The organism is Chryseobacterium sp. S90, assembly GCF_047444895.1.
Classification (GTDB): Bacteria; Bacteroidota; Bacteroidia; order Flavobacteriales; family Weeksellaceae; genus Chryseobacterium.
In genome coordinates, this window is the sequence record NZ_JBLGCX010000001.1 from 1547175 (window position 1) to 1564973 (window position 17799).

At 36.6% G+C, this 17799-nt stretch carries 15 protein-coding genes; 6 read left to right on the top strand and 9 right to left on the bottom strand.

All coding sequences use genetic code 11. The annotated features are described in order from the left end of the window. Window positions 1–61: 61 nt before the first annotated feature. Together ACLMCG_RS07110 and ACLMCG_RS07115 are read right to left on the bottom strand one after the other, a co-directional pair. A complete protein-coding gene (locus ACLMCG_RS07110; protein ID WP_413959315.1) occupies window positions 62–3460 on the bottom strand; it encodes a polysaccharide deacetylase family protein in 3399 nt (1132 codons plus the stop codon). 89 nt (window positions 3461–3549) lie between these two features. Continuing rightward, entirely contained in the window at window positions 3550–4800 is a 1251-nt protein-coding gene (locus ACLMCG_RS07115; RefSeq protein WP_413959316.1) for a CinA family nicotinamide mononucleotide deamidase-related protein, read from the bottom strand. Window positions 4801–4915: 115 nt separating this feature from the next. Between ACLMCG_RS07115 and ACLMCG_RS07120 the strand changes: the two genes are divergently transcribed. Then, window positions 4916–5389: a hypothetical protein gene (locus ACLMCG_RS07120; protein WP_413959317.1), complete on the top strand. Its 474-nt coding sequence runs from the start codon at window positions 4916–4918 to the stop codon at window positions 5387–5389. A gap of 70 nt (window positions 5390–5459) precedes the next feature. Here the strand turns inward: ACLMCG_RS07120 and ACLMCG_RS07125 are convergent, their stop codons facing one another. The 5 genes from ACLMCG_RS07125 to ACLMCG_RS07145 form a co-directional block, all read right to left on the bottom strand. Further along, window positions 5460–6002 carry a lipocalin family protein gene (locus ACLMCG_RS07125; protein WP_413959318.1) on the bottom strand — a complete coding sequence of 181 codons (543 nt, stop codon included), beginning with the start codon at window positions 6000–6002 and terminating at the stop codon, window positions 5460–5462. 72 nt (window positions 6003–6074) lie between these two features. Beyond that, the gene (locus ACLMCG_RS07130; RefSeq protein ID WP_213278401.1) at window positions 6075–6809 is read right to left on the bottom strand and encodes a LytR/AlgR family response regulator transcription factor; all 735 of its coding nucleotides are present in this window, start codon (window positions 6807–6809) and stop codon (window positions 6075–6077) included. 96 nt (window positions 6810–6905) lie between these two features. Further along, window positions 6906–7322, bottom strand: coding sequence for a DUF6326 family protein (locus tag ACLMCG_RS07135; protein ID WP_413959319.1), 417 nt, complete (start codon window positions 7320–7322; stop codon window positions 6906–6908). 12 nt (window positions 7323–7334) lie between these two features. Further along, window positions 7335–8027: a DUF4386 domain-containing protein gene (locus ACLMCG_RS07140; protein ID WP_413959320.1), complete on the bottom strand. Its 693-nt coding sequence runs from the start codon at window positions 8025–8027 to the stop codon at window positions 7335–7337. A 105-nt stretch (window positions 8028–8132) separates the two neighbouring features. Beyond that, window positions 8133–9926 carry a histidine kinase gene (locus ACLMCG_RS07145; RefSeq protein WP_413959321.1) on the bottom strand — a complete coding sequence of 598 codons (1794 nt, stop codon included), beginning with the start codon at window positions 9924–9926 and terminating at the stop codon, window positions 8133–8135. A 134-nt stretch (window positions 9927–10060) separates the two neighbouring features. Here ACLMCG_RS07145 and ACLMCG_RS07150 point away from each other — a divergent pair, with 134 nt between their 5' ends. The 3 genes from ACLMCG_RS07150 (at window position 10061) to ACLMCG_RS07160 (ending at window position 13154) form a co-directional block, all read left to right on the top strand. Beyond that, entirely contained in the window at window positions 10061–10978 is a 918-nt protein-coding gene (locus tag ACLMCG_RS07150) for an SIMPL domain-containing protein (RefSeq protein WP_413959322.1), read from the top strand. A 112-nt stretch (window positions 10979–11090) separates the two neighbouring features. Next, complete coding sequence (locus ACLMCG_RS07155; protein WP_223600547.1) at window positions 11091–11771, top strand: SIMPL domain-containing protein; 681 nt, start codon at window positions 11091–11093, stop codon at window positions 11769–11771. Window positions 11772–11963: 192 nt separating this feature from the next. Then, entirely contained in the window at window positions 11964–13154 is a 1191-nt protein-coding gene (locus tag ACLMCG_RS07160) for a VWA domain-containing protein (RefSeq protein WP_413959323.1), read from the top strand. A gap of 360 nt (window positions 13155–13514) precedes the next feature. Here ACLMCG_RS07160 and ACLMCG_RS07165 read toward each other — a convergent pair whose 3' ends face one another. Then, a complete protein-coding gene (locus ACLMCG_RS07165; protein ID WP_413959324.1) occupies window positions 13515–14720 on the bottom strand; it encodes an NAD(P)/FAD-dependent oxidoreductase in 1206 nt (401 codons plus the stop codon). Window positions 14721–14835: 115 nt separating this feature from the next. Here ACLMCG_RS07165 and ACLMCG_RS07170 point away from each other — a divergent pair, with 115 nt between their 5' ends. Continuing rightward, the gene (locus ACLMCG_RS07170) at window positions 14836–15216 is read left to right on the top strand and encodes an STAS/SEC14 domain-containing protein (protein WP_223600550.1); all 381 of its coding nucleotides are present in this window, start codon (window positions 14836–14838) and stop codon (window positions 15214–15216) included. A gap of 78 nt (window positions 15217–15294) precedes the next feature. Here ACLMCG_RS07170 and ACLMCG_RS07175 read toward each other — a convergent pair whose 3' ends face one another. After that, window positions 15295–16497, bottom strand: coding sequence for an MFS transporter (locus ACLMCG_RS07175; protein ID WP_413959325.1), 1203 nt, complete (start codon window positions 16495–16497; stop codon window positions 15295–15297). A 182-nt stretch (window positions 16498–16679) separates the two neighbouring features. Between ACLMCG_RS07175 and ACLMCG_RS07180 the strand changes: the two genes are divergently transcribed. Further along, complete coding sequence (locus tag ACLMCG_RS07180; protein WP_413959326.1) at window positions 16680–17579, top strand: AraC family transcriptional regulator; 900 nt, start codon at window positions 16680–16682, stop codon at window positions 17577–17579. The last annotated feature ends 220 nt before the right edge of the window (window positions 17580–17799 follow it).

The window sequence follows — 17799 nt, forward strand, 5'->3', positions numbered from 1 at the left end:
TAGAATATGTATGATTTATTTGAAATTTGTTACTTTTCAAGGAAACAAATTTAAACAAATATTAAGAAGTTGCTATCTCTTTTACATTCCCAGTCCTTTTCAGGAACCCCCAGGACTGCATTTCGCCTTTCAATGCCTTTCTTAAACTTTTAAACAAAACAATATACATCAGCCATCTGTACCCGAATCTCTGTGGAATAATATACAGCAGATTGATTAATTTTTCGCGCTGCATAATAAATGCTACTAAAGCTAAAGAGGCATCCACCAAAAGAAAAATCAGATAATAGGTGAATATTTTATCTCCGTTTCCAGACAGAATTCCAAAAAACATAATCACATCTGCCAGCGGTGAGAAAAATGGAATAATATATTGGAATAATAAAATATTCGGCATTGCCCAAAGTCCCAATCCTTTATATTTGGGGTTAAGGAAAGTCTGTCTCTGTTTCCAGAACATCTGCATGATTCCGTAGGTCCAGCGGAAGCGCTGTTTTAAGAACTGATTCGCCGTTTCTGGAGCTTCAGTAACGGCAACCGCTCTGTTTTCATTGGCGACTGTATATCCTGCTTTTAAAATTTTCACGGTAATATCACAATCTTCAGCTAAGGTATCTGATGAATAGCCTCCAGCCTCAATAATTACAGCTCTTTTGAATGCACCAATAGCACCCGGAATTACGGTAATCGCATTGATATTCGCATACGCCAGCCTGTCAAAATTCTGACTCGTTGTATATTCTATAGCCTGCCATCTGGTAAGCCAGTTGACTCTGTTTCCAACTTTCACATTTCCTGCTACGGCAGCAATCTTTTCTTCCGGATCTGAATTTAAAAATCTAGCAACCAGATATTTTACGGCATCCTGCTGCAGTTTGGTATCTGCATCAATACACACTACATATTCTGCATCCGTCTGTGCTATTCCGAAGTTTAAAGCCGTTGCTTTTCCACCATTTGTTTTGGTGAATATTTTCAGTTTCGGATGATCAGGGAATGCTTCTAATACTTTTTCATAAGTGGAATCCTTACTTCCGTCATCTACCATAATAATGTTGAAATTCGGATAGGTCTGCTTCAACAGATTCTGAAGCGAAGAAACAATATTCACTTCTTCATTATAAGCGGGTACAATAATGGAAACTTTAGGATAAGATTCCAAGACTGGAAATCCGCCAAGTTTTTTCTCTTTTTTTCTTTCTTTAAAAGCCCAATATGCCATCAGCAATAGTCTGACTAATCCTAATACAATGAAAATGGTAAATAATGCCACCAGAAAATGGCTTATTCCGTAAATTACAGTGGCCAGCACAAGGTTAAGTTGCATGATGTAATATGACTTTGTTTTCGGAACTTCAGGCATCAGTTCGCTTCTGGTTTTATGCAGAATACTGGTCAGATTTGTAAAGTGATAGCCTTGTTTCTGAAGTGTAGGGATCAGAATTTTTAAAGCTTTCACCGTTTCTTCTCTGGTATCTCCACCTGCATCGTGAAGAAGAATGATATTTCCTCTCTCTTGTTTAAGCCCGGCCATTACACGTTTTACAATTTCATCTGCTTTTATTCCCGGCTGCCAGTCTTCAGGGTCAATATTTTCTCCGATATCAAGATAATTTTGTTGTCTTGCCAGTGCTACCGGAATGATCTCTTCTGAAGTGGTAGGCTCAGAATCGGCATTATACGGAGCTCTGAACAGAATTGTACTGTGTCCTGTTACACATTCTATCAGTAATCTTGTAAGTTTCAGTTCCAGTAAAGCTCTTTCAGGGCTTACTTTTGCTACATTTTCATGAGTGAAAGTGTGGTTTCCGATCTCATGCCCTTCACGGTAAATCCTTTTAACAAGCGGAAGATTCTTTTCTGCATTTAAGCCTACCAAAAAGAATGCTGCCGGAACGTGATACTTAGAAAGCACATCCAATATCTGCGGAGTGTATGTTTCGTCCGGACCATCATCAAAAGTCAGCACCAGTTCTTTTTGGGGAGCGCCTCCATATTTTTTCACTTCGTAAGAACTTGGATAAGTGATGTAGTTTTCGTCTGTAATTATTTTTTCTTTCGGATCAGTTTCCAGTGCAATTTTTCCGTCATGAGGAGTATTCAGAACATCCAGCACTTCTCCATCTCCGATATAATCTACCATGGTCTGCCCTTTTACATTTTCCAGGGTTTTCAGATTCAGTTTGGAAAGGCCGGCAAACGTAAGGTCTTTATCATAGAAATTCCAGACTCTGCTGTCTTCACTTCCCAGTCTCCAAAGTGCTGTTCCTGCCAATGGATATTCTGAGGAGAAACGCATTGTATTGAAAATAGAAGCCGCATCATTGAAAAATACGGTGTGGGTGAGATTTTTAGAATCTGTATAAGAATAATTTAAATTAAACGTATTGTCATTAAAATCAATGACCGCTTTACTGGCGCTGGCTTTGGTAATCGCCTGCATATAAGTTACAGACGTATTATCATCTTTATTGGAGCTCCAGTCGTAGCCATAAGCACCAAGACCCAAAATAATTTTTTGCGGAGAAGTTTGTTTTACGATTTTTCCGGTCTGTTCTTCGATCCATTTTTGAGAAGAAACCGGCCCGGCATCACTTCCGGCAGAATATTCATCGTAAGCCATCAAAACAAAGTAATCTACATAAGGATTTAATCTTGGTATGTTGTAATCATCATTATCCGTCATGATATCCATCGTCACCAGCAGCTGATTCTTTTTGAAAGTTTCTGAAAGCTCTTTCATAAAGGCAATCAGGTTTTCATCAGAATTCAGGTTCATATCCTCAAAGTCAATATTGATTCCTTTGAAATGGTATTTTTTACACTGTTGAGTAATTTTTTGGATCAGATGGGTTCTTTTCTGAGGATCATTAAGAACTTTTACCAATCCCTCTGAATGGAATTCCTGATCAGAGTTGTTACTCAACATTGGCATTGCGGCAACTCCTGTTCTTTTAATCACTTTGTATCCTTCCGGATCTACATTGGTTTTCAGATCTCCTGTTTTCGGATCAAGGAAAAACCATTCCGGGAAAACCAGATTAACGTGTCTTATATTTCGTTTCAGGGACATGAGAGACTGAGGATCCCATGCTACATAGAATGCAGACCGGATTCCACCTGGAAACTGAGCCCAGTTTCTGTTCTGATTTTTATATCTTTCTTCCCTCGCCTTCTGAATTTTGTCGAGATTGGTATGAATTGTTTTTTCCGAAATAAAGCTTCTGAAACCTTTATACTCTTTGGAAATTTTATTCTCCTGAAGATAGGGCTTATTGGCGGTAATTACGGCTTTATAATCTTCTTGAAAAGGAATTTTAGGACTTCTGTCCAGGGTCATCATCAGCCCCAAAGCAAGCAAAAGCAATATTCCTACAAATATAAAAATACGGCTTCCCCACTGTACACTTTTCCAGCGTTTTTTGCTGTTGGTCTGAAAGATCTGTTTGGAATTTTCCACGATTTTTGAAATTTATTGAATGGCTCTCAAAAAGTGTGAAAAACTCTATTAAAATTAATTAAAAAAAAATTAAAAAAACAGAAATGTATCTAACTGTTTATAAGGAGACTTACAAGATCCTGAATCACCTTTTGTGAAACGAAATTCATAAAATCTACTCTTTCCAGATGCGGCATATATAATTTAAATGTTTCTGCTTTGTCATTAATCCTTATCGTATAATACACCGTTCCGATATCTTTCCCATCTTCTCCTTTTCCAGGGCCGGCCACACCGGTTGTAGAAAGAGAGATATGGGTTTCAAATAACTCCTGACAGCCTTTTGCCATTTCCTGAGCAACCTCTTCACTTACCACCGTAAACTGATCTACGGTTTCTTTAGAAACATTTAAAATTTTAATCTTCTTTTCGGTGGCATAAGGTACTATTCCGCCATGGAAATATTTTGAACTGCCGGAAACTGAAGTGATCATTTTTGCCAGTTCACCTCCGGTACAGCTTTCTGCTGTGGAAATAGTCAGATTTCTTTCGGTAAGCATTTCTGCCAGAATATTCTCGATTTTATCCTCAGATACAGCAATTACGTGACCTTCTACTAAAGGAAGTAATTTCTGAATTTCTTCTTCTGTGATTTGCTTCAACTGTTCTTCATTATCACCGGAAGCCGTCAGACGAAGTTTCACACGGGTTCCTACCGGAAGATAAGACAGTGCAATATTTTCCGGAAGCGCCAGTTCCCAGTCTTCAATTTTGTCTGCAAGGATACTTTCAGGAATTCCCACCACGGAAACAATCCTGGTATGGATATAATGAAGTTTGAATCTTTCCTGTAAATAAGGAATAATCTGGTCTTTGATAAGCGGTTTTACCTCATAAGGAACTCCCGGAAGACTGTAAGACAGTTTACCGTTCAACTCCATCATCATGCACGGAGCCGTCCCGTAATGATTCTGAAAAACAATGGATTTGGTAGGTACAAAAGCCTGCTCTTTGTTTCTTTCGAGAATATCTGCTCTTCCTCTTCTCTCCATATATCCTTTAAGATGATTGAATGTCACCTCATCCAAAGCAATTTCATCATTGAAATACTCTGCCAGTGCCTTTTTGGTTTTGTCATCTCTGGTTGGCCCAAGTCCCCCCGTTGTAATGACTAAGTCACCTGCTTCAAAAGCAGCATTCAATGCTTCTTTAATGGTTTCAATTTCGTCTGAGATTGTAAGAATCTGAGTAACTTTTATTCCTATGTTTTTAAGTTCAGCAGCAATAAAATTAGAATTGGTATCTACCGTGTTTCCGGAAAGGATTTCATCACCAATGGTAATCAGAACAGCTTTTTCCATATGCTTTTTTGTTGAAAAAAATTCTATGCAAATGACGGAAAATTCTGTGGCTGCAGCAATATAAATTGATTTTTTCTATTTTTGACGAAATTTATTTAAAACTACAATACAAATTATGTCTAAATATGATGATGCTTCATGGCATTATGGTGGTGATTTTCCTGAGGGACTTCCTCAGAAGAACGGAGCAACGCATACAGGAATGTTCCTGAACTGGTGCATTCAGAATGATCTGATTTCTGATGAATTGAAAGAAGATGGTGAAGAGGAAATTGAAAAATTAAAGCGCAGAGAAATCACTGGTGCAGAATTCATTATGGATTCCTGCGACGGAAAATTTTCTGAATATGACCTGAACGAGCTTGGAAATCTTTTTGCAAAGGATTATTATGCGGATGATACCGATTTCGGAAACAGATACAGCTCATTTGCTGATGATTACGTTAATATTTTCGATGCAAAAGCTGAGGAAAGTGATTATGAATATGAAACCTTCTACCACATTGAGGATACCTACGAAAACTATGATCTGATGAAACAGGTTATTGACCACCGTTTTGAGGAATGGAAAGAGTATATTAAAGACTAAAAAGCGAAAGGGTAAATTTGCAAATCACTGAAAATCATTAGTTTTTCGCAAATTTACCCTTTTACCTTATCTATTGATTATGTTTTATCCAAATCAATTCATCGGTATTATAACCGATTTTTCTTGCTTTCTGAAGGAAACGCTGGCGGATACTTTCAGGAATATTAGTGGTACGGGAAAGAATCCATAAATATTTTAAACTGCTTCCTGCCACCAGAGCATATTGATAGTCTTCATCAATATCTATAACGTTATAACCAGACCATATTGGTTTAAAAAATGAAACTTTCAGACGGGCTTCTTTCGGGTCTTTTACAAACTTTGCTTCCCCGATCGATTCATTCCATACTCTTTTAATGTAGTCGTACCCTTTATTTCTGACCTGAACTGTTCCATCCGGATTCTCTGTATATTCTGCAGTAACATTATCCATATTTTTCTCGAACCTGTAATCAAAACGGGCGATCTCATACCATCTGCCAAGGTATTTTTTAAGATCAAAATTCTTTACCGCAGAAGCACCTCTGGGAATTCTTACAGAATATGAATTGAAAACGATAAGCCCTAAAGCTCCCAATGAAACGGGAAGTATAATTTTATGAATGGTTTTCATGACAGAAATATTTTGGTGGTTATCATAAAACGTCAAAAATAATGCCTTTGGTCTGTTAAGGACCCATAAATTCTATGAAAAGACTTTCAGGAAATTATCTTTAAAGCTTCCTGAAACTTCAATTTCCGTATCATCAGACAACATTACGGTTCCGCTTTTATGGTAAGATTTCACAAATCCTGTATTGATGATATGGGAACGGTGAACTCTCACAAAAGGGCTTTCCAACAGGTCATCAAAGTGTTTTAAAAAGCGGCACACCATTTTCTTTGAACCATCGGTAAGATAAACCTGTGTAAAGTTTCCATCGGCTTGTAATCTGACAATATCTTCAGTCTTTACAACATCAAATCCCTGCAGGGTTGGAAGAATCAACTGCTGTTTTTCAGGCTTTAATTTCAGGTTTTCAAGAAGAATCTTATTTCGGTTGAGTTCTTCTTTTTTCTCAAGACTTTCTACTACTTTATTCACTGCAAGAATCAGCTCCTGAATATCAATAGGTTTTAAAATATAATAACTTGCCGATTTGTTTAAAGCCTGTAATGAATATTGTGAAAACGCAGTAATGAAAATGGTTTCATAGGAAAATGCTTTGGTAGCTTCCAATACGTCAAAGGCATTTCCGAAGGGCATTTCTACATCCAGGAACACCAGCTGAGGCTGCTTTTCAGCAATCAATGGCACTGCTTCTTTAATATTTTCAGCCTCACCAAGAATTTCCACCTGTGGACAGTATTTGGTAAGATAGCTTCGTAAAACTTCTCTTGCGATGAGTTCATCGTCTACAATTACGGCTTTTATTTTCATTATATCAGATATTAGGTGGCAGGTAATAGGTTGCAGGTGCAAATTAGGAATATTTCATCAACTTTACAATCTTACCCAGCCCATGGTGAATAAAGATTATACTTTCTTCCAGTACCATGCATACTTTATGATTAATATTGTAATTATGCACTCTACCATGGCAAGGAAAACATAAAACAAATACCAATCCGAAAAAGAAATAACACCAATAAACAGCATGACCAAAGTAAAAAAAATACCAAAGATGAGGTTAAGCATCCTGTTCAGTGCCGGTTTTAGTATCAGGGAAAGAAATACCATCACCGCTGGAATTGCCAGAACAACGGAGGCAAGAAATAATTTCGGCGGGGAATCTAATAAATTGGTTCCTTCCACCAGACCACGTGCTTTCCCCGGAGTATAAAGCTCGAAATAATCACCGTACAGATAGCACAGAGTAACTGAAGCCCAAAGACCTGCCAATATGATTTTCACATTGATCTGTACATCTTCAAATTTTGTAGAATTGTTCATGGTTATGATTTTTTAATTAACTTTTTTATTTCGTATTCCAACCAACAGCAGCCAAAAACAGATACCTATTTCTCCTATTGTTGCCGGTAATGTAATATAACCTGATATCAGATAGTCTGAAAAATGAGGAACAGCAGTTCTTCCAAAAACGTTGATCAGATATCCAAAACACCCCAACATTAAGAAGATGCCCAAAACTTTGGGTAAGAATCCGGACTTATACACCAGATATCCAAAAGGAAAAAGCCACAATCCCCAAAAGATCTGCGCAATAAGGAGTCCCTTATTATAATTGCTCAGCAGGAACATTATCTGTGCCTGCAGCTGTTTCAGACCGAATATTTTCAGGTAATCGGCTCCTTCAATAATCGTAAGAACAGAAAATTTGTTTTGAAGATTGATAAAAGAAATAGGGATACTGATAAGAGCAAGAATAACCATCAGTTTTGCATAATGATCATCCACATCTTTCAATAATTTATACAGAACCAATGGGAGTAAAGTAAAAGCAATATAACAAATAATGCTGCTTACTATACTTAATCTGAATAACTGTACTGCAGAAGAAATATGTTGAAAAGTCAATGCTGGATTTTCCCAAATGATCAGCTTTGACGGAACATACATTAAACTGAAAAATCCGGTTACGATAACAATGAGATAAAAAAATCCCGCGAGTCTGGCTGTTTTAGTTGTTGTATTCATTTTGGGTTATGTTTTTATCTGTTAAGACAATAACTTAATCAAAATGGTTACAGAATTTTTTAACGGGGAGTAAAAGACAATAGGTAAAAGACTATTTTCAGGGGTTTATGGCATTTTTATTTTTATAGTGACAAGAACTCCGTTATTACTTACCTTATCTTTTACAGAGCAGCTAATATCTTTTTTGTATAGATCATTCAGAAGCTGAATTCTTTCCAGCGTATTTTTCATTCCTCTACCCTCTCTTGTTTTTTGATGCTGGGTTTTCTGTTTTTTGCTTTCTTCAATGCCTATTCCGTTGTCTTCAATAAGGATTTTAAGGTACAATTCACTTTTCTCAAAGTTTAGTTTTAAAAAACCTTTTTCTGTTCTGTAACGGAGTCCGTGCCATATTGCATTTTCCAGAAACGGCTGTATGAGCATTCCCGGAATCTGCAGGTTTTGCATATTCAGACTTTCATCTACATCGATTTCGTAATCGAATTTATCAGCAAAACGCGTTTTTTCAAGGGCAAGATAATTTTGGAGAAGGTCAAGTTCCTGCTGGAAAGGAATAAAATCTTCAGTAGAATTTTCCATCACGCCACGCATCAGTTTGGAGAACTTTGTAAGATACTGATTGGCTTCCAGCTCATTATTGGTCGCAATAAAGTGGTTAACACTATTCAGGCTGTTAAAGATAAAATGCGGATTCATCTCTCTGCGCAAAGACTGAAGTGCAATTTTTTTATTCTTTATCTGAACCTTTTTCAATGTTCTGAAAATAAAAACAATCAATCCGGTAAGCAGAACCAAAGCTCCGATCAAACTATAGTTGAATACATTTTTCTTGCGTATAAGCTCATCTTTTAATTCTCTTTCTTTTTCCAGCTGTGAAATTCTCTGTTCAGTATCTTCCAGGATTTTATTGTCTACCAGACTTCTGTCCTTGGAAACAAGATTGGGAAGTTTCCCTAGAAAATCTCTGTACAACTGAACGGAAGCATCTATATTTCCTGAGATGGCATAAAGACTGTCCAGTTTTTTTACACTTCTCTGAGCTTCCAGCGTATGACCTTTGTCCAAAGCAATTCCGTAGGCATTTTTTAACAGGTCTACTGCTTCTTTCGGATCATTTTTTTTAATATAAATATCCGCCAGTTCCTGAATCTGATTGACTTTTTCCTGCGAATTTTCTTTTACAAAATCTTCTTTCAGCACCTTCTTTTTAGCTTCAATAGCTTTTTCAAAGTTTTTGTTTTCAACGTAAAGATCTGCCAGTTTCTGATTAATAGCCAACGCTTGCTGCGGGGCTTCTTTTTTAGAAATTTTATAGGCTGTATTCAGATTTTCTTCAGCACTGGAAACATCTTTCTGCTTCAGATTAACATCAGCCAGCTGACTGTAGCTTTCTGCAAGATCACCTTGTTCGTTTTCTTTTTTACTTAAGTTAATATTACTCTGGATAGCTTCTGCCCTAAGCTCTGGTGTAGGAGAAGAAAGCCTTGTAACATCATTAGAATTAACGGCCTTACTCTTTTCACTGTAACCCATTTGTGCCACTCTGCTATAGTTGCTGATGGCAGGGGTTATTTTATTTTGCTTTTCCTGTGACTGGGCCAATCTGCGGGTTGCTTTTTCAATATTTGGCTTGTCATTGAGTTTTTCATACAGGTTTTTCGCTTTGGTATAATATTCTTCACTCTTCGGAAAGTTCCCGCTGTTAAAGAAAGTTTCACCAATATTATAATAAGAATCTGCCTGGACAGGTTCATTTTTTGTGTCCATTGCTTTTTTCAGCTTCTTTGTCTCCACCTGTACATCTTCCACCGCAGCAGAGGTAGTATTAGTGGTTTGGGAAGACATTGTGTTTCCCCAAAGCATCAGTAAAAAGATTGAAAGAAGTGTAAACATTTTCATAAAACAAAGATATACATATATATAGTGTATTCAAAAACTATTCACCAAGCGAAAATCCCCTTTCACCAAGTTTAGTCTTTGATAATGTGAGCGTAAGGCTAAGTTTGGAGCAAAATAATTCAAATTTAAAAATCATGAAAAAATTAACTCTTACTTTTTTACTCATTACGATATCTTTTTTGAGTCTTTCAAAAGCACAGGTCGGAGGAAACCAGATCTACAGAGACAGAAATAACAACGACTATTCCACTCTCAGAAATTTACCTGAATTCATCAACACCAATACCTATTTTGCTACCGATTCAACCTTAATTATCACCGTAAAAGTATTGATGAACAAAACGGCAGATCAATATAAACTTACACTGGGTTTGAATGAAGAAGCAGCCACTCCAAAAATTGCCATTGAAAATATCAACAGGAGAATCAGCGGTTTTATGAAAAGAATATCCTCAATGGGCATCAAAGACAATGATATTTTTGTAGACTTTATCTCTCAGACCAAAATCTATGACTACAACGTTAATAAAGATTCACAGACTGCTGTCCAGAAAATGGATGGATTTGAAACCAAGAAAAACATCATTATTACGGTAAACAAACACTCAATGATCGAAAAACTGATCTCTGAAGCTTCAGACTTCCAGATCTATGATGTTATTAAAGTAGATTATATCAGCAGTGATATTGATAAAATCCAGGAAGAACTTCTCAAAGAGGCTTATTCAGTTTTCGACAAAAAAAAGGAAAATTATTTTAAACTGTTTAAAAAAGAAATTATTGGAAATCCTACCGCTTCTTCAGGTTTTACTTATGTTTTCCCCAAAAGCCAATATCAGAATTATACGGCTTTTGAAAGTGCCAATGTTACGTATGGATATGATTCCAAATATGTCAGAAAGGAAGAAAGAAAATCTAAAACCTTTTATTATGATGGGACAGATTATACCGGCTTTGATAAAGTAATCAATAATGCTGATCCGGAAGTGGGTATACAATATATCATGAACCTCAACGTAAAATATGATCTGAAAAAGAATAAAGGAAACTAATCATTTTTCGGAACTCACCAAGTGAAAGCTCCGTTTCACCAAGTCTCCCGGTTTCGGGCTTCTAATCGGCGTAATTTTACATCAGTAATTAAAAATTTAAAAACAGGAAATTATGAAATTGAAACATTTTTTATTAATCGGAATTTTAACTCTTGGAAGCTTTGTAAATGCTCAGACACAAGAAGTAAAGAAAAATGCAATTGAAGTAACTGGTGTTGCGGAAATGGAAGTAGAACCGGATGAAATCATCTTCAGCATCGGAATAAAAGCAGATAACAAAAACGACCTGGCAGATAATGAGAAGAAGTTATTTGAAACCTTAAAAAATGCAGGAGTAAAAAACGAAGACATTAAGTTCAAATCAATGTACCAGAATATCTATTCTAAAACAGCCAAGTTTACTAAAAGTTATCAGTTTAAAGCCAGTACAAAATCAAGTCTGAGTAAAATTTTTGAAGACCTGAACCAAAAATGGGTAAGCAGCCTGAACATCGCAGAGGTAAAGAATACCAAAATTGCAGATTTCAGAAAAGCAGTTAAGATCAACGCTTTAAAAGCGGCTAAAGAAAAAGCAGATTATTTATTGGAAAGTATGGGCAAAAAGACCGGAAATGCTCTTGAAATTGTGGAGATAGAAGATTACACCAGTGATACAATTATGCCAGTTGCTTACAGAGGAAAAGCAAGCAATATCCAGTTGGAAATGGCTGATGCTCCGGTAGATTATTCTTTCGATAATATTGAAAATATCAAACTGAAATACAGCATCAAAACAAGATACGAAATCCTTTAAAATAACAGATGTAAAAGACAGTTCCTTTGGGAGCTGTTTTTTATTTTTTACCTCCAGCAAAACTCACCAAGTCAAAAGGCCAATTCACCAAGTTGCCTGATTTTCAACCTTAAATAGGGATAATTTTACTCTAGGAATTTAAGATGAAACGTTAGCCAATTACAATAAACAACTCTTATAAAAAATAACAATATGACAACTCTAAAAATCTTAGCACTTGCAGCGGGAACAGCTTTTTTAAGCTCCGGTAATATTCCGAAAAACCACTCTACAAAAAGTAATGTTGAAAGCCATTTACCGACACAAAAAGTAACATTGATTCCGGCGAACTCAACCATAAAGGACAATAAAATTCAGGTCGCTCTTTTACTGGATACCTCCAATAGTATGGACGGGCTGATTGATCAGGCAAAATCCAGACTGTGGAATATTGTGAATACATTGACCACTCTCAAGTATAACGGAAAGGCTCCCCAGATTGAAATTGCCCTGTATGAATATGGAAATGACGGAATTCGTGATGAAAATTACATCCGCCAGGTTACTCCTCTCACTCAGGATCTTGATCTTATTTCCGAAAAGCTATTCGCTTTGAGAACCAATGGTGGCAGTGAATATTGCGGTGCTGTTATTCGTGATGCTTCTGCCAACCTGAACTGGGACAGCAATGATAAAAGTATGAAACTGATTTATATTGCAGGAAATGAAGCTTTCAATCAGGGAAAAATAAATTATAAGGACGTTATTTCAAAAGCAAAGGATAAAAATATTTATACCAACACTATTTTCTGCGGAAGCCGGGAAGAAGGAATCCAGACGTTCTGGCAAAACGGAGCGTCTTTGGGAGGTGGAAAATATTTCAATATCGACAGTGACAGAAAAGTACTCTATATTGAAACGCCCTACGACAGCAAAATTTCCGAATGCAATGCAAAGCTGAATGATACTTATATCTACTATGGAAACCACGGTTCGGAATACAGACTAAAACAGATCACTCAGGATAAAAACGCTGAGTCACAATCAGCATCCAACTTAGTGGAAAGAGCCGTTGCCAAATCTAAAAAGAATGCCTACAAAAATGACCACTGGGATCTGGTAGATAAAGCTGAAAAGGATGCCGGATTTATTGCCAATGTAAAAGAAAGCGAACTTCCTGCCGAGCTGAAAGGAAAAAGCAAGGAAGAAATTCAAAAAACGATCACGGCAAAGTCTGCCGCACGTGATAAAATTCAGAAAGAAATTGAAGAGCTTTCCAAAAAGCGCCAGACCTATATTGACGGAGAAATGAAGAAGCGGGGTACTGATGATTCTGACGATCTGGGAAAAGCAATTGAGAGTTCTATTGTTGAACTGGCTAAAAAGAATGGGTATAGTTTGTAGTTGAACAGGCAGTCTTAAAAAAGACTGCCTATTTTTTTACCACCCCGTCAAAAATTCTTTGAATTTTTGCCACCCCTCCGGAGGAGGGGAATTGAGCCCTTTCTATTGAACTATTTGGCAAAGTATCTTTTTACTACATTTTTTAAAATAATTTAAGCAGGATTCCTACGGAATGACACAATTGGAATAGCGGTTTATTCAGGTACTTTGTCATTCTGTAGGAACCTAAGCAGTTTGCATGTATAGATTAAAAATCGAAGGTTTTCAAAAACTTAAGTGTACTTCTTAAACATTGAGTAATCTCTTAAATAACTTAAGTGTTTAAAAACTTTTGTGACTTTTGCGGTTAAAAAAACAGGATTATCTCCCGAATTTAAAATACCTTGATAGCGGATGTTTTTTGTTCTTCATAAATAGAGAAGCCATCTCCATTCCTGTTACTGAAAAAGTAATTCCGTTTCCTCCAAAACCTAATACAAAGTAGGAGTTTCTCATTTTTTTATGTTCTCCGATGTAAGGCAGACCATCTTTAGTCTCACCAAAAGTTCCTGCCCACACAAAATCAGGGTAAAAATGATAATCAGGTTTTATTTTCTTCAGATTTTTAAGGATTTCTTTTTCTTTTTTATTGAGCAGAGCATCCCGTTTTCCAGCATCATAAAAGTCTTCATCTCCTCCTCCGATCAGCATTCTCCCGTCATCGGTAGTCCGCATGTAGAGATAAGGATCATCGGTATTCCAGACCAACGTACTGCTGATATTTTTAAACTTGTCTTTATCTATTTCAGAAACAATGGCATAAGTACTTTTCAGATTCACAAAATTTTCTTTCAGCAAGTTTTTACTTTCATAACCAATGCAGTAAATGATCTTTTTTGCTTTGATCTGATATCCACTGTCTACGGTAACCAGATTAAAACCTTTATGCTCCTCCACTGCTACCATTTCTGTCTTATCAAAGATCTTCAGTCCTTTTTTTATATTGTACATAAAAAGTTCATGGGCAAACTGAAAAGCATCAATACTGGCTCCCTGCCTGGATAATATTCCGCCGTATGTGTTCTCAAATTCAAATTTCTTCAGAATCTGTTCCTCTTCCAGCCACTGCACTTCAAATCCGTTTTCTTTTCTTGCTTGATATTCTTTCTTCAGCCATTCTGCATCCTTCTTTTTTGAAGCAAAATACAAGGATTTCTTTTTTTTAAATCCGGCATTTGATTTAACCATTTTTGAAAGTTTCTCCAGTGTATCAATGGCATCACTACAGGCTTTATAACTTAAAACAGCTCCTTTTTTGCCTATTTTTTCTATCAGCTCATAAAGAGGAACATCTATTTCGTACTGCAGCATTGAAGTGGTAGCAGAAGTGCTTCCATTACAAAGTTCTCTTTTATCAATAAGAATGGTATTATATCCATCTTCTATCATTTGATGAGCAATCAGACTTCCGGTAATGCCACCTCCCACAATGAGAACATCACATTTTTCATTCGATTTTAAAGAAGGATAAGAAGCTAACAGTCCGTTTTTTAAAAGCCAAAAAGGTTCATTTGATTTAAGATCCATATTAATATTTTACACTGAAAGTAACAATATTTATACCTTTTTTAACAATTTTTCATCAAATTATGGTGCAATTATTGTTATTATTTAAAACTCAAACCACCATAAAATATTTATTATGATAACAATTATTCCAGAAGCCCCGGAAAATGTTGCAGCATTCAATGCAACGGGAGAAGTAACGAAAGAGGATTTTGAAAGACTGGTAATTCCGCGCGTAAAAGAGAAGGTAGAGCAATTCGGTGAGCTGAATTACTTATTGTATTTGGATACCGATCTGGATAATTTTACCATGGGAGCATGGCTTGAGGATTTGTTGTTAGGATTGAAAAATCTTACCAACTGGAATCGGTCAGCCATTGTTACTGACAAAGAAGGTATACGTAATTTTACCAGCATTTTCAGTGTTCTGATGCCGGGAGAGTTTAAATCTTTCCCCAAAGAAAATTTATACAATGCCCTCTATTGGTGTAAAAATGGAGATGAAGTAGAGGCATAAAAACTTATTTTTATACAAAAGAGCCTGTTTCAATCAAAAACAGGCTCTTTTTTTATTTCAATAGTAAGAATTATCTTATTACTTATCACAAGATACACATTCTGCAGCGACTTCCTCTTCATTTTGAGTTCTTGAACCGTACAGATACATATACCTTACACTTATAACCACTCCTATAAAAGTCATTCCCACTCCCACCAGCGATGGATAGTTGAATGAATACCCGTATTCCAAAGGAATTCCTCCAAAGAAAGCTCCCATTGCATTAGCAATATTAAAACCAGCCTGCATAAAAGCAGCGGCCATCATTTCGCTTTTTGGAGCAGCTTTCATCATCATAATATTGATAGGTGATGCAATAGACATCGATAAAGCGCCACACATAAACGTCAATACCAAAGCAATATTCTTATGTTCTGCAAGGAAGAAAACACCTCCAAGAGACAGCATCATTAAAAAGATCAGAAGGGCACATGTTTTTTCAGGTCCTAATTTATCTGAAACAATCCCACCTACCAGGTTTCCAACTACCATTCCGGCCCCTGCAAGAACCATCACATAAGCCATTTGGCTACTTTTGATTCCGGCAACAACAGTCATCAAAGGGGTAATATAACTTAACCATGTAAAAAGACCTCCAAATCCAATTGCTGTAATGGCAAGTACCATCCACGATTGTTTATTCTTAAGGAATTTCAACTCTTCCATGAAGTGGGTATTTTGGTTGGATTCCATGGCGGGAAGCCACAGTTTCAAAAATAATATGGCAAAAAGACCAATAGCCGCTACAATAGCAAAATACAGTCTCCAGTGGAATGTATGCCCGATATAGGTGACCAGAGGAACCATGGCCAGGTTGGCGACCGTAAGCCCTGTAAACATCATCGATATATAAAATGCTTCTTTCCCTTTTCCTGCCATTCTTGAGGCAACTACTGTTCCTACACCGAAGAATGCTCCGTGAGGAAGTCCGGACAGAAAACGGATAACCAACATACTGTTATATCCGGGAGCAATTGCAGAAAGACCATTAAATAGGGTAAAAAGGATCATAAAAGCTATCAAAACTTTTTTAGGAGGGAACTTCACCGAGTACCCGATCAGAATCGGAGCTCCGATAACTACTCCCATAGCATACGCAGAAATTAAATGTCCGGCCTGCGGGATTGTAATCTGTAATGTTTTTGCAATATCCGGTAACAGTCCCATTACGGTAAACTCCGTAGTTCCTATTCCCAAACCACCGATAGCCAGTGGTATTATTCTTTTATCAATCTTCATTATATCTAAATCTTTTTTCTGAATTAATTTCTCTCAAATTAAAAATACCTGAGTTTCTTCATTTTGAAAGTGCAAAAGTCGCAAGAAAGTTTGAATTTCACTCCTCTTTGAATGATAAAAATTTGCTCCATATTAACCTTTTTATTTAATTTTATATTCAGAAACAATCAAATGAGAACAAGATGAAAATCCAGAAAGAAATTATTGAATTTGAAAAAGGGAAATCATTCAAACTATTTGCCCCTTCCCTGAAAAACTGTTTTTTCTGGCATTATCATCCGGAAATTGAACTGGTCTATGTAGAAGCGGTGAACGGAATCCGGCATGTAGGGAAAGATATTTCTGCCTTTACAGACAGTGATCTTTTATTGATTGGATCTAATGTTCCCCACCTTAATTTTGATTATGGTATTCAGACTGAGTGTCAACAGCTTGTGCTGCAGATGCGGGAAAGCTTCCTTCAGGATATTATTCTTCCTGTTCCTGAATTTGAGAACATCAAAATTCTTTTAGAACGGTCATATCTTGGACTGTCATTTTCCGGAGAAACAAAAAATACAGTGGTTAAAAAACTACAGATCATTAAAGATAAAAACTCCTTTGAATCCCTGGTAGGATTAATTGAAATTCTGCAGATTCTCGCTGATTCAACGGAAGTAAAGGAACTTAACAAGGAAGATACCAGAATCAAGTGGTTTTTGAATGATAAAATCAGAATGGGAACCATCTACGACTATATCCACGAAAATTATGACAAGAAACCCAATGTCAATGAAATTGCCAAAATTGTAAGTCTGAGCACTCCTGCTTTCTGCCGTTATTTTAAAAAGCAGACCAATATGACCTTTACAGATTTTGTTAATAATTACAGAATCAATCAGGCTAAAATATTTCTGCTGAAGGATTATTCTGTGACCGAAGTTTGTTTTCAGGTAGGATTTGAAAGTCTTTCTTACTTTAATAAGCTATTCAAACAACATACGGGAGAGACGCCTTCCGAATTTAAGAAGAAACATTTTAAACCGATTGAAATCAATGGCCGGATTGGAGTGATTACAAAGGAAACGGCTTGTAATAAGTAGGATGTACATGATGTAATGTAAGCTATTGATGGAACAACTAAACCACCCCGTCAAAAATTCTTTGAATTTTTGCCACCCCTCCGGAGGAGGGGAATTATGGCAGCCGTTATTGTAAATGGAGTTTTTTCAACTCCTTAATCCCTGCAGCCTAACATCTACTACCTACCTCCTAACATCTGCAGCCTACCCTAAACAAAAACCGCTCATTATTGAACGGTTT

Bases quoted from the DNA above. Each gene is read 5' to 3' on its own strand.
- ACLMCG_RS07115 (WP_413959316.1), bottom strand. From the start codon at position 4,800: ATGGAAAAAGCTGTTCTGATTACCATTGGTGATGAAATCCTTTCCGGA.
- ACLMCG_RS07120 (WP_413959317.1), top strand. From the start codon at position 4,916: ATGTCTAAATATGATGATGCTTCATGGCATTATGGTGGTGATTTTCCT.
- ACLMCG_RS07125 (WP_413959318.1), bottom strand. From the start codon at position 6,002: ATGAAAACCATTCATAAAATTATACTTCCCGTTTCATTGGGAGCTTTA.
- ACLMCG_RS07130 (WP_213278401.1), bottom strand. From the start codon at position 6,809: ATGAAAATAAAAGCCGTAATTGTAGACGATGAACTCATCGCAAGAGAA.
- ACLMCG_RS07135 (WP_413959319.1), bottom strand. From the start codon at position 7,322: ATGAACAATTCTACAAAATTTGAAGATGTACAGATCAATGTGAAAATC.
- ACLMCG_RS07140 (WP_413959320.1), bottom strand. From the start codon at position 8,027: ATGAATACAACAACTAAAACAGCCAGACTCGCGGGATTTTTTTATCTC.
- ACLMCG_RS07145 (WP_413959321.1), bottom strand. From the start codon at position 9,926: ATGAAAATGTTTACACTTCTTTCAATCTTTTTACTGATGCTTTGGGGA.
- ACLMCG_RS07150 (WP_413959322.1), top strand. From the start codon at position 10,061: ATGAAAAAATTAACTCTTACTTTTTTACTCATTACGATATCTTTTTTG.
- ACLMCG_RS07155 (WP_223600547.1), top strand. From the start codon at position 11,091: ATGAAATTGAAACATTTTTTATTAATCGGAATTTTAACTCTTGGAAGC.
- ACLMCG_RS07160 (WP_413959323.1), top strand. From the start codon at position 11,964: ATGACAACTCTAAAAATCTTAGCACTTGCAGCGGGAACAGCTTTTTTA.
- ACLMCG_RS07165 (WP_413959324.1), bottom strand. From the start codon at position 14,720: ATGGATCTTAAATCAAATGAACCTTTTTGGCTTTTAAAAAACGGACTG.
- ACLMCG_RS07170 (WP_223600550.1), top strand. From the start codon at position 14,836: ATGATAACAATTATTCCAGAAGCCCCGGAAAATGTTGCAGCATTCAAT.
- ACLMCG_RS07175 (WP_413959325.1), bottom strand. From the start codon at position 16,497: ATGAAGATTGATAAAAGAATAATACCACTGGCTATCGGTGGTTTGGGA.
- ACLMCG_RS07180 (WP_413959326.1), top strand. From the start codon at position 16,680: ATGAAAATCCAGAAAGAAATTATTGAATTTGAAAAAGGGAAATCATTC.